The organism is Rhodococcus sp. P1Y (assembly GCF_003641205.1).
Classification (GTDB): Bacteria; Actinomycetota; Actinomycetes; order Mycobacteriales; family Mycobacteriaceae; genus Rhodococcoides.
Window position 1 is genome coordinate 168,947 of sequence record NZ_CP032762.1, and the last position, 13,144, is coordinate 182,090.

A 13,144-nucleotide genomic window follows, 5' to 3' on the forward strand; every position below is an offset into this window, starting at 1 on the left:
GACTGCTTGTAAATGCGCTCCATCGCCCGTGCGTGCGTAGTTACCGCCCGACGTAACTACGCGCGCACGGGTGGGGAAGCCACCTCAGATGCACGCCTCCGCACCATCCATGACTCCGTGCCTGAAGGCCTCGACGCGCACGAACCCACTCCCCTGGCGCTCCTCGTCGCCTCCACCGCGGAAGAGCAGCAGAGCCGCAATGGCCTCGTCGAGGTCGCCGGGCGACAGCGTGTAGCCGCTTGTCGGACGGTTCTGCAGCAACACGCTCGCTGTCCACCCACCCGCCATGCAGTCACCCTGAAGCGACGCGTCCTGGTCGTCGGCGTTTATTCCGAGGTGCGACAGACCGGCGAGGCCGTACTGCGTCGCGATCAACGCCGCGACCGCGAAGTCGCCGCCCTGCGCATAGAACTGCGGCATCGCGTTCACCGCGTCGAAACCGACGTAATCGTCCGGCACGCAGTAGAACAGCGAGTACTCCGCGACTGAGGATCCACCGCAGTCAGGAGCATCCGCCGGGTCGAACGCGGCGAACGGCTTCAGCGGTGTCCACGGCTCACCGGTCAGTTCGGGATATAGCGCACTCCAGTAGTCCTCCAGGTCTTTGGGGACGCCCTCGACGATCTGCTCGAGCGGTGCGTCTCCCCCGCGGGATGCGTCGGCAGCGGAGGAGAACGGGAGCTCGAAGACCTGCGGCGAACCGTCCTCGTAACCCTTGCACGACTCCACACCCTCTTGGAATCCGGTCTGGAACGACCCGACTCGATCGAATCCGCTGCCGTGTGCACTGGGATCGTCTGCTGCACTGCCGGGTTCGTCACGCAGGTACAGGAAACCTGCGAGCGCCGAATCCAATTCGGCGGGGGTCGGGTCGAACTGCGACGCCTCGTCCACCGCGTGCGACGCCCATGCCCCGGCGAAGCAGTCTGCTTGTATTTCGCGGGTGACGGTCATGCCCTCGAACTGCGCCCTGGCCTGAATTGCGTGCCCCCACTCGTGGGCCATGACGACCGGAATAACGAAGTCTCCGAAGCGTTCTCGCAGATCAGGCAGCAGGCCCTCGCTGTCCCACGCAACGACGTCCTCACCGGGGCAGTAGAACGCGTTTCCTGCGATGTCCTCTGGCGTGGACGCACACGGCGGCAGTTCGCCCGAGGACGGCTCGACGGCGTAGAACCCACCGCTCACCGGTTGATATTCGGAGCCGTACAGCGTCGGATACGTCTGCGCCCAGTAGCTCTGCAGGTCGTCGATCGCGGCAGCCACTATCTGGTTGACGGGTTCCGAGGCGTCACCGACCATGTCCGAGCCCGATGTGGCCTTCTGCATGCCTGCAACCGACGACGGCGCCGCCTCACCGGACTCCGAAGACCCACCACACCCGGCGACGACGAGCACCGGGACCAGAACTGCCAGAACAGATGTACGACGCCTCATGCCCGCTCCTCGTCTCGCCTTCGGTTCTCGACCGTAGTGAGCGGCGATTGGATTTCGATTGGATCTCTCGTGCTCCAATCGAATTCCAACACTGCCGCTCTAGGCTCTGCCATCGATCGAGGTCGGGTCGGGTCGGACCGTATTGCCCGCACGTCAAAATTTCTCGCACGTCAAGAACTTCCCGCAGTTAAAAATTTCATGGAAACGAGGACACATGAACCGTTCGACCATAGGTGCACGCGTTGCCGCGGCGACTGCGGCTCTGACCGTGGTGGTAGGGCTGGCAGCTTCCTGCAGCAGCGATTCCGGAGGGTCCGCGTCGAGCGAATCCACCTCGGCCGCCGCTGCGAGCACCACCACCGAGTCGGCTTCCACCACGAGCAGCAAGAACAAGCTCGCCCCTGCAACCACCACCGCTCCGGCGGCGGGACCGAATTACACCATCGCCGACTACATCGCCGACGAAGGGATCGTGGAGACACCGATATACCCCGGGGACCCCGGCGCACCGCAGATCGTGTTGCCGTTCCCGGACGGTTGGGAGGACGCCGGGGATCAGACGCCGGAGTGGGCATACGGTGCCATCATCTACACCGGGCCCGAAAGTGCCGACTACACACCGTCGATGATCGCTATCGTGTCCAAACTCGAAGGCAACGTAGATCCGCAGAAGCTCATCGACTATTCCGCGGGCGAAGTGCAGAACCTGCCCGGATACGCACCGGTGGGCGAAGGCACGACATCCACACTCGCAGGGTTCCCCGCATATCAAATCTCGGGAACCTACACCGGCGAGGACGGCATGGAACTGGTGTCGGCGCAGAAGACGGCGGTCATTCCCGGCTCCGACGGTCTCTACATCCTGCAGATCAACGTCGACGGCACGTCGGATCAGCTCGATCTTCTCGCCAGTGCAACCGAGACGGTGGACAACGACACGACGATCACGCCCTAGCAGCTCACCCGGTGGTCAGCTGCTGCTGCCACCGATCCGGCGACGTCGATGCCACCCGCACCAGACGGGTGGCATCGAGTCGGGCCGCATCGACGCGTTCGGTGCGTGAACTGTGCTCTGCTATCGCATCACGTACGAGCGGGCATACGAAGGCGAAGCCCCCGGAATCGGCCGAATACACGACAAGCCCCGCTGCAATCGCCGATTCGACATCCTTTCCCCGCAGCAGGATCACGTTGTCGGTACGCACAGCGGCCGTGCGCAACTCACGACTCGTGGTCTTGGGCAATCTCGAAACGCAGTCACGGATGGATGCCGACACCGACTCGGGTACCTTCTCTCGCATCCCGGGGTCGGCGATCAGGCTACGGATGACTTCGGTTGCGTAGTAGGGGTTTCCAGCCGTGCGGTGGTGCACGTACCCGGCCAGTTCATCGCCGGCACCGGCCACGCCTTCCCGCTCCAGCATCCGGCCGATCGCTTCGACCGTGAGTGGACCGAGCCGAAGCACCGTCGAATCACCTGTGTTGGTGAGGCGACCGAGCGAGCTTCGCCCCGGCCCTCGACCGGCGCCGTGCGCGCTCCAACTCGCAACGACAACCAGCGGGAGCTGACGCAGATTCCCGACCACGAGTTGGAGCACCTCGCGGCTGGCCCTGTCTGCGCGGTCGAGGTCGTCGAGCACCACCAAGGTCGGGTGGCCCTCCACCAGACGATGGAGTGCGAGGACCACGCTGTCGAGTACGAGGAAATCGGCACGCGAGTCCGACCTGGCCGTCGACGGAACCGGCCACCCAGGCAGCATCTCCAGCAACCCAGGTTCGATCACCTCGGCGGCACGCGCCAGTTGCCCGCGCCCGACGTTGTCGCCTAGGACGCGCAGCACCTGCACCCACGACCACAACGACGGTTGCCTCATCCCGTCCGGTGGGCACGACCATGCCGTCGTGAACCCGGCAGATTCGGCGTTCGCTACCGCCTCGCCCGCTATCGACGTCTTACCGCTGCCTGAGTCGCCGACGAGTACGACAACGCGGCCCACTCCGCCGCGAGCAGCGGCGAGGGCGTCCTCGACCCGGCGCAATTCCGCCTCTCGGCCGAACAGTGGCGGTCTTTCGGCGCGGGGCGCATCGCGCGCACCGGGCTCCTCCTGCCAGCTCAACGCAGTCGACTCACGCCTGATCTCAGTGTCCAGCGATTTGAGGGCCGGGCCTGGTTCGATGCCGAGCTCGTCGTGCAACAGCCGCGTCGCTCGCCCGAATGCCCGCAGAGCATCCACCCGCCGATTCGCGCGATACAGCGCGAGCATCAATTGCCACCACAGTCGTTCGCGCAACGGGGACAACACGATCTGGTGTTCGAGTGGGCCCACGATGTCGACGTGGTGACCGAGAGTCAGTCTGCAGTCGAAGTAGGTTTCGACGATGTCCGCGCGCAGTTCGTGCAGCCTGTCGGTCTCGTGTGCCGCGACATCCAGATCGCGGAGGTCCTCGAGAGGAGAACCTGTCCACACTCCCAGCGATTCGCTCAACAATTCGCAGGCCCGCGAGTGATGTCCGGCCCGGGTTTCGCTGCGCCCCTCAGATGCCAGAGCTTCGAACCGATCCACGTCGAGCTCACTCGGACCCAGTTCGAGACGGTATCCGTACGACGTGGTGATCAACGCGTCCTGTCCGAGCACACGACGCAGGTTCGCAACGTACGCGCGCACCGAGCTGATTGCTTTGACCGGGGGCACGCCGTTCCACACTGCGTCGATCATTGCCTCGAATTCGACGACACGGCCATGAGACAACAGAAGTACGGCCAGCACGGCACGCTGCTTCGGGCCCCCGAGTGGGAGCGACTCACCGTCCCGGAGCACACGCGTCGGTCCGAGTAGCTTGTACTCCACGCAGACCTCCATAGTGGGTGGGGTGCCCCGACAGCCGAGAGAAAACAATTGAGCCACACCGAGTGCATTCGCGCACGGCCGACGATCCAATCGAATTCCAACCGTTATCGCTTATCGTTCGTATTCGTTTGTATTATGGCAAAGGAATGGCGATGACCAGCACAGATGGACGGCGGGGCTTGGGTTTCAGCGCTGACGAACCCTACTCGGAACCACGTAGGTACTTTCGCAAAATAAATTTAGCCAGAATTGTTTCCCAGGCAAACGGATATCCAATAATAGTAAAGCAACTAATGCAATTGCTTTTACTAGTTCTTTACCCATTCTGGGTTTTCTACGTTGCAGTGTGCGCAGTGTGCTTTTTTCTTGCCTGGGTGCTGTTCTGGCCTATGCGGCGGTACCAGGACAAACACCATCCCGAGGAGGCGGCTCAGGCGAGAGCCCGACGGCTGGCCTGAGCGCGTCAGCGCACCACCCGATACCTCAGCATCATTTCGTGGTCTTCGTGGTCGAGCATGTGGCAGTGCCACATGTAGCCTTGCAGCTCCGCACTCATCCCATGATGGCTCGATGCCGCGGAAAATGTTGCGTCGGGGTCGAATCCGAGTTCGTCCGCCGTCGGGAACCGGACGAGGATGCGCGTCACGGTGCCCGGGTACGTGTTGACGGTGTCCTTCGCCCCGGCTTCCCACGGCGCCGGCGGCCCAGTCGGTCCGGTGACGTAGCGCTCCACATCGGGCGCCCACTTCACCCCGACATCGGGTCGCGGGTTGTCGCGGTTGTACGCGACGAGGTCCACGGGGGCCCGGCCGATCGTCCGAAAGTGCACCAGATGCAGGTGAATCGGATGCGGCTCCAACGTCGTGTTGACGATGTTCCACTGTTCGACGGCCCCCTGAGCGGGCATCTCGATGTCGGGGTCGCTGTAGCGCAGGTTGTTGAGCGTCATCATCGGCGGCGCCAGCGACAAGCCGGCCGACGGCTGATTGACCGTGACAGTCCGCTGCGCCTGCACCGGCGGCAGAGCAGGCAGCAACGCCGGCTGTCCCTTGCCACCCCGGTACATCGTCATGACGTCTCCAGCGAAACCACGCCCCGACGCCACCCTGAACTGGCAGAACAGCGGCATCGGCACCGCACCCAGCGACGCGGCCTGCGCCGGCGGTGGCTCGTCGTTGCGCAGTTCGACCAGTTCACCGGGCTGCAGAGCGCCGAAATCGACCAGTACGTCCACGCGCTCAGCAGGCGCCAACCGAATGCTGTCGGTCAGTACGGGTGCGTCGAGCAGACCTCCGTCGTTCCCGATGACCCAGAACTTCTGCCGGTTGGAGAGGAACAGATTCCACACACTGTACGAGCCTGCATTGACGATGCGGAAGCGGTAGAGACCACGCGCTACTTCCATCGTCGGCCATATCTTGCCGTTGACGACACCGACGTCGCCGGTTCCGCCACCCTCCCACTTCCCCTGCGGGACAGTGATATTGGATCGGATGCTCATACTCCCGTCGGGATTCATGATCTTTTCCTGCAGCACCAGCGGTACTTCGAATTCTCCCGACGGTAGTCCGAGCGAATTGTCGGGCAGTCCCGAGTCGAATTGATCCCGAACGAGATTGACACCGACGAGCCCCGCATAGACGTTGATGCGCGTCATTGACATCGCGTGGTCGTGGTACCACAACCCGGCGGCGTCGTTCAGGCCCGAAAAGCTGTGCGTGAGTGACTCGCCCGGTCGAACCAACATCTCGGAGTGCCCGTCGCTGTCGGGCCGGGTGATCGCCCCGTGCAGGTGCAACGACGTCGGCGTCAGATGACGGTCGTGCTCACTCATGCCGTGCAGCGACGTATCGACGTCTGCGGCGAGCGGGTTCGAATCGGTGGTGTTGGTGTAGCGCAGCGTCCACGGCTGGCCCTGAACGCTTTCGATGGTCGGGCCGAGATAGTCGAGATCGCCGTATCCGAAGGTTGGGGCGGGCGCGAGATCGGCGTGAAAGGCGTGGGTAGCGCTGCGCGCGCTCAATTCCAACGAAGTTCCCGTGAGAGAAGGCAACCTCGGCAACTCGTCACGAAACGGCTGTAGCGGGGGCGAGTGAAACAAAAGCGGGCTGTTGCCGCCGAAGATGTCGTCGGCGAACGCGCGGCGAGCGGCACTTCCTGCGGGGATAACCGCGGCTCCAGCGAGGGCCGCGAGACCGGCGGCACGGAACATCGACCGTCGTGACAGTCCCTCCACCCTCTACCTCCCTTGATGTGATGGTGGACATACTATGTTGAGCCGTCGGCACCCGTCGACACCCCACTCGGATCGTCCGGCACGTTCCTGCCGGTGGAGGGATCTACTTCGTCATGGCTTCGATCACATTCGAACGCGCCACCAGGCTTTTTCCCGGCTCCGACTCCCCCGCGGTCGACGCTTTGAACCTCGAGATCGCCGACGGTGAATTTCTCGTACTCGTCGGACCATCGGGCTGCGGGAAGTCGACATCCCTGCGCATGCTCGCCGGACTGGAGGAGGTCGACAGCGGCCGCATTCTCATCGGCGGCAAGGACGTCACCAACTCCGAACCCAAGGATCGCGACATTGCGATGGTGTTCCAGAACTACGCGCTCTACCCACACATGAGCGTCGCCGAGAACATGGGGTTCGCGCTCAAACTCGCGAAGGCGAACAAGGAAGAGATTCGCACGCGCGTCCTCGAGGCAGCGAAACTGCTCGATTTGGAGGAGTATCTCGACCGCAAGCCCAAGGCGCTCTCGGGAGGGCAGCGTCAGCGAGTTGCCATGGGACGAGCCATCGTTCGTCAACCGCAGGTGTTCCTCATGGACGAACCGCTGTCCAACCTCGACGCCAAGCTACGTGTCCAGACTCGTACGCAAATCGCTCAACTGCAGCGCAGACTCGCCACGACGACCGTGTACGTCACGCACGACCAGGTCGAGGCCATGACCATGGGTGACCGGGTCGCAGTCCTCAAAGGCGGCGTCCTGCAGCAGTGCGCGTCGCCGCGAGAGCTCTACCGGACGCCGACCAACGTCTTCGTGGCCGGGTTCATGGGGTCACCGTCGATGAACCTCTTCCGCGTGCCCGTCACCGACGGTGGCGTGCGGATCGGTGACCAGGTCGTTCCGGTGTCGCGCGGCACCCTTTCCGGGTCCACCGGGAGCGAGGTCGTCTTCGGAATTCGTCCCGAGCACGTGGAGATCGTGTCCTCGGGCGTGAAGCTCGAGATCGACGTCGTCGAGGAACTCGGTTCGGAAGCCTTCGTGTTCGGGCGCGCGGACATCAACGGCACCACGCAGACCATCGTCGCGCGCGCGGACTGGCGTGACCCGCCGCAGAAGGGAGACGTGGTCAGCATCCGTTTCGACGAAGCCCATGCCCACGTCTTCGACGGCTCCGGCGAGGGCGTCAGGCTCAGCTGAACACCTAGTGGCGTGAAATAAGTGCCGTGGAGGGCACTTATTCACGCCACTGGCTCTACACCAGCAGTTCGGCGATCTGGATGGTGTTCAGTGCAGCACCTTTACGCAGGTTGTCACCCGAGACGAAGAGCGCCAGCCCACGGCCCTCGGGAGCGCCGGGGTCCTGACGGATGCGGCCGACCAGCGACACGTCCTTGCCTGCGGCATTCAGCGGGGTCGGAACGTCCACCAACTCCACGCCGGGAGCCGTTGCGAGGATCTCGCGAGCCCGCTCCGCCGACAGCGGGTTCGCGAACTCGGCGTTGATCGACAGGGAGTGCCCGGTGAAGACCGGCACTCGCACGCACGTGCCGCTGACGAGCAGGTCGGGCAGTCCGAGGATCTTGCGGGACTCGTTCCGGAGCTTCTGGTCCTCGTCGGTCTCGCCCGATCCGTCGTCGACCAGCGCGCCTGCCAGCGGCAGGACGTTGAACGCGATGGGCGCGACGTACTTGTTCGGCGCCGGGAAGTCGACCGCCGAGCCGTCGTGCACGAGCTTTTCCACGTCGTCGATGACGGCACGTGCCTGGGTGGCCAATTCCTCGACGCCGGCGAGGCCGCTGCCCGAGACCGCCTGGTAGCTGGAGACGATGAGACGTTGCAGACCGGCCTCGTCGTGCAGCACCTTCAGGACCGGCATCGCGGCCATCGTGGTGCAGTTCGGGTTCGCGATGATGCCCTTGGGCGGGTTCTTGGCCTCGTCCGGGTTCACTTCGCTGACGACGAGGGGAACCTCGGGGTCCTTGCGGAATGCCGAGGAGTTGTCGATGACGACAGCGCCCGCTGCAGCGAAGCGCGGTGCCTGCTCACGAGAGAGCGTTGCGCCGGCCGAGAACAACGCGATGTCGATGCCGGCGAGGTCCGCGGTGGATGCGTCCTCGACGATGATCTCTTCACCGCGGAACGGCAACTTCTTGCCTGCCGAACGTGCGGATGCAAAGAATCGAACGGTGTCGGCCGGGAAGTTTCGCTCCTCCAACAAGGTTCGCATGACGGCGCCGACCTGCCCGGTGGCGCCTACGACTGCAACTACGGTCATGGTTATCGTCCTGTCCCTGCGTGTACGACAGCTTCTTCCTCGCCGCCGAGATCGAACGCCTCGTGCAGAACCCGCACGGCGTCGTCGAGCTGAGTGTCGCTGACCAGCACCGAAATTCGGATCTCCGAGGTGCTGATGAGGTCGATGTTGATGGCTGCGTCGGCAAGTGCCTCACAGAACGTAGCGGTGACGCCCGGGTGGCTCTTCATTCCTGCACCGACGAGGCTGACCTTGCCGATGTGATCGTCGTAGAGCACCTGCGCGAAACCGATCTTGGCCTGCAGCGCGGTGAGCTTCTCCACTGCCGTCGGGCCGTCGGCCTTGGGGCATGTAAAGGTGATGTCGGTCTTGCCGGTGTCGATCTTCGACACACCCTGGAGCACCATGTCGATGTTGATCTCTGCGTCGGCAACTGCGCGGAAGACCTGGGCGGCATAACCGGGAGAGTCGGGAATCCCGACGACGGTAACCTTCGCTTCGCTGCGATCATGCGCGACGCCGGTGAGAATGGCTTCTTCCACTGGGATGTCCTCCATAGATCCGGAGACGATGGTTCCGGGTTTCGTGGTGTACGACGACCGAACGTGTACGGGAACGTTGTAGCGACGCGCGTACTCGACGCAGCGCAGCATAAGCACCTTGGCGCCGCACGCTGCCATCTCCAGCATCTCTTCGAAGGAAACGGTGTCGAGATGGCGCGCGTTGGGGACGATGCGCGGATCGGCGGTGAAGATGCCGTCGACGTCGGTGTAGATTTCGCAGACATCGGCGTTCAGAGCCGCTGCAAGCGCGACGGCAGTGGTGTCCGAGCCACCGCGGCCGAGCGTCGTGACGTCCTTGCTGTCCTGGCTGACGCCCTGAAACCCTGCGACGAGCACGATGGAACCTTCGTCGAGCGCACTGCGTACGCGGCCTGGCGTGACGTCGATGATCTTGGCGTTGCCGTGCACGCTGGTGGTGACGACGCCTGCCTGCGAGCCGGTGAACGAGCGCGCCTCGGCGCCGAGCGAATGAATGGCCATCGCGACGAGCGCATTGGAGATGCGTTCACCCGAGGTGAGCAGCATGTCCATCTCGCGAGCCGGAGGGGCCGGGCATACCTGCTGGGCCAGGTCGAGGAGCTCGTCGGTGGTGTCACCCATGGCAGAGACGACTACTACTACGTCGTTGCCCGCCTTCTTGGTCTCGACGATTCGTTCAGCAACGCGTCGGATGCGTTCGGCGGTGCCCACCGACGATCCACCGTACTTCTGGACGATGAGAGCCACGCGTGTGTACCTCCACTGCAAATTGGGTGATCGGGCCTGTCCACCTTACGTCAGACGCAGGCCCGTGACGTGCTGCGGGTACTTCGGCATGGCCTCTCACCTGCGGTGATCGACGCTACGGCGGCCGATCGGCGCGGAGGCTCTGCAGGATCGCGCCAGTGAGTATCGCCGTCGCCGCCCGCATCGACTTCACGGCGGCCCACATCACGTTCTCTTGCTTGTTTTTCAGCGGTTAAACCGGCGTCGATCTCGGACCGATCGAGCAAAAACCGATAGCCCTACGGAGATGGCGCCTGCTACATACCGATCAGTTCGAATGCTTCCGTAAGGTGCCCGAAATCGCAAGGAAGGGAATACTATTGGCCCGTCCATCGCATCTCACGTGCGATTTTTCGTCAGGAAAGGGTCGTGTATGACCACGTTGCCCTTGTCTGCGCCCTCGGTACCGCCCGCACCTCTACTGCGCAGTCGCATTCCCACCCTCAACGGCGCGACGATTCGTCGACACCGCCTCCTCGACGAGCTCGACCGCGCGTGGAATTCCGGCTCCGTCACACTTCTGACCGCACCAGCGGGTTCCGGCAAGACGATGCTGCTTGTCGACTGGATCGATGCGCGGGGCCTCGATCTCGGATCCGTCGCGTGGCTCACTGTCGACGAGTCCGACAACGACGTCGCGGGACTGCGTACACGTGTCGCCTTCACTTTCGCTCACGCCGGGTCGGCCGCGCTGACCGATGCCATCGCTTCACTCCCGTCCGAGAACGATCCGGGTTACGAGCACTTCAGCGGCCTTCTCGTCGAGGCCCTCGAGTCGGTCGACGAGCAGATCACGTTGGTTCTGGACGACAGCCACCTACTGCACCACCGAGAGGTTCTCGGGCTGATCGGAGCCTTCCTCCGGTGGCCACCGCGCAACGTACGCATCGTTGTCGCCGGACGATTCGAGCCGCCGCTCGCGTTGCAGAAATTGCGGTTGGACGGGCTGGTTCACGACATCTCGTCGTCCACCATCGCCTTCACACCCGACGAGGCCACCGAGATGCTTGCGAGATCGGGACTCGTTCTGCAACAGGACAATCTGTCGAAGTTGATGAATCGCACCGAGGGTTGGGCTGCCGGGCTACGCCTCGCCGGGATGATGCTGACGGGCTCCGCACAGCCCTCCGACGTACTCGACGCCTTCACTGGGACACAGCACACCGTCGCCGACTACCTGGTGGGCGAAGTACTGTCGCACCTACCGAAGGATGTACGAACCTTTCTCGTCGAGACATCCGTACCCGATTGGTTCACAACCGATCTCGCCGAGAGGCTGACCGGCGAGAACCACGCACAAGACATCATCGATGGTCTCCTCGCGCAGAATTTTCTCATCGAGAGAGTGCCTGGGCCGGAGCCCGTCTATCGATATCATCCGCTCATGCGCGGATATCTTCGTGCCGAGATCGCCCGTCTCGGAGTCGAGCAGATCCGCAACCTCGAACGCGTCGCCGCGTCGTGGTTCAACGCCTATCGCCAACCGCTGCAGGCACTCCAGCACAGCGTTCACGCAGGCGATTCCGCGACGATCATCGACACCCTCCGCGATTCCGGCCTCGGCATGGTTCTGCGCGGCGACGGCTCTCAGGTATTGACCGCCATGAGCCGGAGCCCCCACGAGGTCCGAAGGCACCCGATCTCTCAATTGATCAGCGCAGCAGCCTTTCTGACGGAGGGGACCGTTGCGCCCGCGGTGTCGATTCTGTCCACGCTGCGACGGTCGGCCACCACACCCGTCACCGACCGCACTACGCGAGTCGATCTCGACGCCGAAATGCTCCGGCGCGCACTGGAAGTCCACGCGTCGATCCATACGGGGAAGATCGCCGGCGCCCTCGCTCGCATGATGCAACTCGACATCGGTGAGTCCGGTTCACCCGAACTCGATTCGTACACCCTGATGGTCACCGGCCTCGCCGAACTTCACCTCGGGCGCACTGCAGGCGCCTTGCATCATCTCGCCGACGCGACCGCAAACGCACGCGCCGGCAACCTCCATCTCACCGCGCTCGGCTGCATGGCCACGGTCGCGGGAACCCAGTTTCTCGCAGCTCACTTCGACGACGCTCTCGCCACGGCACAGGAAGCGCGTGACTACTCGAGGCTGCACAGCCTGACCGAATCACCGCTCTCCTCCGTCGTGCAGTCGCTCGAACTCCTCATCGACACACTGCACGTCGCCCCTATGTCGACTCAGATCCCCCACGACGTGTGGATCGACATCGCACGATCGCACGACCCGGCGGTGGCGGACTACGGGCGCAGGGCAAGTTGGGCGCTGAACGCCACCACAGCCCGGCTCGGCCACGACGACCGGGAGTGGCTCGAGTTCGATCGCCCTGCACTGGCTGGATTCGAAGCCCTGTTCGCGCCGATGATCCAGCGTCGATACCTCGCCCTCGGCGAAATCCATCGTGCGACCGAGCTCGTCGAGGTCACCGCCCGACGTCTCGGCCGTACCGGGGACGTCGCACTCCTCGTCGCCGAGATCCATCGTGCACACGGGCGAGTCGAGAACGCGGAGAACGAGCTGTCGACGATCGTCGACGGCACGAAGCAGTGCATCAGTCCGGTGAATACGGTGCGGGCTCTCCTCGCGGCCGCGTCCATCGCGGCGGCAAGGAAGCATCCCATCCGCGCCTTCGACATGGTCGTTCGCGCGCTGACCCTGGCAGAACCGGAATCGATTCTGCTCCCGTTCGTGGAAGCGGGCAGCCGCGTCCGGGACATCCTGACGCACAACCACGGACGATTCGGACTCCTGGAAGCGTTCGCCGACCGCGCGCGGGCCTGCGTTCCTCACCAGAACACGTCCGCCGACCGGCCCACCACCGGGACCCTCACGCGCCGCGAACTCGAACTGCTCCGCGAACTGCCGTCGTGGCGGACCGCGGAGCAGATCGCCGCCGACCATTTCGTATCGGTGAACACGATCAAAACCCATCTGCGGGGTATCTACCGCAAGCTGGAAGTGCGGTCGAGGCGCGATGCCATTGCCGCCGCACACGAACTCGGTCTGCTCTGAGAGCGCATTCATCATGTTC

The 13,144-nt window shown here is 63.8% G+C and carries 8 protein-coding genes; 3 read left to right on the forward strand and 5 right to left on the reverse strand.

Annotated elements, in window-relative coordinates; all coding sequences use genetic code 11:
- Nucleotides 1-84: 84 nt before the first annotated feature.
- The gene (locus D8W71_RS00815; RefSeq protein WP_121110138.1) at nt 85-1,437 is read right to left on the reverse strand and encodes a neutral zinc metallopeptidase; all 1,353 of its coding nucleotides are present in this window, start codon (nt 1,435-1,437) and stop codon (nt 85-87) included.
- Between the two features lie 214 nt (nt 1,438-1,651).
- Between D8W71_RS00815 and D8W71_RS00820 the strand changes: the two genes are divergently transcribed.
- On the forward strand, nt 1,652-2,392 hold the full coding sequence (locus D8W71_RS00820; protein WP_121110140.1) for an LpqN/LpqT family lipoprotein: 741 nt from the start codon (nt 1,652-1,654) through the stop codon (nt 2,390-2,392).
- Nucleotides 2,393-2,396: 4 nt separating this feature from the next.
- Here the strand turns inward: D8W71_RS00820 and D8W71_RS00825 are convergent, their stop codons facing one another.
- Both D8W71_RS00825 and D8W71_RS00830 read right to left on the reverse strand, forming a co-directional pair.
- Nucleotides 2,397-4,286, reverse strand: coding sequence for an AfsR/SARP family transcriptional regulator (locus D8W71_RS00825; protein WP_161965375.1), 1,890 nt, complete (start codon nt 4,284-4,286; stop codon nt 2,397-2,399).
- A 463-nt stretch (nt 4,287-4,749) separates the two neighbouring features.
- On the reverse strand, nt 4,750-6,498 hold the full coding sequence (locus tag D8W71_RS00830) for a multicopper oxidase family protein (RefSeq protein WP_442972034.1): 1,749 nt from the start codon (nt 6,496-6,498) through the stop codon (nt 4,750-4,752).
- 137 nt (nt 6,499-6,635) lie between these two features.
- Here D8W71_RS00830 and D8W71_RS00835 point away from each other — a divergent pair, with 137 nt between their 5' ends.
- Entirely contained in the window at nt 6,636-7,712 is a 1,077-nt protein-coding gene (locus D8W71_RS00835; RefSeq protein ID WP_121110146.1) for an ABC transporter ATP-binding protein, read from the forward strand.
- A gap of 55 nt (nt 7,713-7,767) precedes the next feature.
- Here D8W71_RS00835 and D8W71_RS00840 read toward each other — a convergent pair whose 3' ends face one another.
- Both D8W71_RS00840 and D8W71_RS00845 read right to left on the reverse strand, forming a co-directional pair.
- A complete protein-coding gene (locus tag D8W71_RS00840; protein ID WP_121110148.1) occupies nt 7,768-8,790 on the reverse strand; it encodes an aspartate-semialdehyde dehydrogenase in 1,023 nt (340 codons plus the stop codon).
- A gap of 2 nt (nt 8,791-8,792) precedes the next feature.
- On the reverse strand, nt 8,793-10,058 hold the full coding sequence (locus tag D8W71_RS00845; protein WP_121110150.1) for an aspartate kinase: 1,266 nt from the start codon (nt 10,056-10,058) through the stop codon (nt 8,793-8,795).
- A gap of 412 nt (nt 10,059-10,470) precedes the next feature.
- Between D8W71_RS00845 and D8W71_RS00850 the strand changes: the two genes are divergently transcribed.
- Complete coding sequence (locus D8W71_RS00850) at nt 10,471-13,125, forward strand: LuxR C-terminal-related transcriptional regulator (protein ID WP_121110152.1); 2,655 nt, start codon at nt 10,471-10,473, stop codon at nt 13,123-13,125.
- The last annotated feature ends 19 nt before the right edge of the window (nt 13,126-13,144 follow it).

Excerpts from the sequence above, each read along its gene's own strand:
- D8W71_RS00815 (WP_121110138.1), bottom strand. The coding sequence starts at position 1,437 with ATGAGGCGTCGTACATCTGTTCTGGCAGTTCTGGTCCCGGTGCTCGTC.
- D8W71_RS00840 (WP_121110148.1), bottom strand. The coding sequence starts at position 8,790 with ATGACCGTAGTTGCAGTCGTAGGCGCCACCGGGCAGGTCGGCGCCGTC.
- D8W71_RS00820 (WP_121110140.1), top strand. The coding sequence starts at position 1,652 with ATGAACCGTTCGACCATAGGTGCACGCGTTGCCGCGGCGACTGCGGCT.
- D8W71_RS00850 (WP_121110152.1), top strand. The coding sequence starts at position 10,471 with ATGACCACGTTGCCCTTGTCTGCGCCCTCGGTACCGCCCGCACCTCTA.
- D8W71_RS00835 (WP_121110146.1), top strand. The coding sequence starts at position 6,636 with ATGGCTTCGATCACATTCGAACGCGCCACCAGGCTTTTTCCCGGCTCC.
- D8W71_RS00830 (WP_442972034.1), bottom strand. The coding sequence starts at position 6,498 with ATGTTCCGTGCCGCCGGTCTCGCGGCCCTCGCTGGAGCCGCGGTTATC.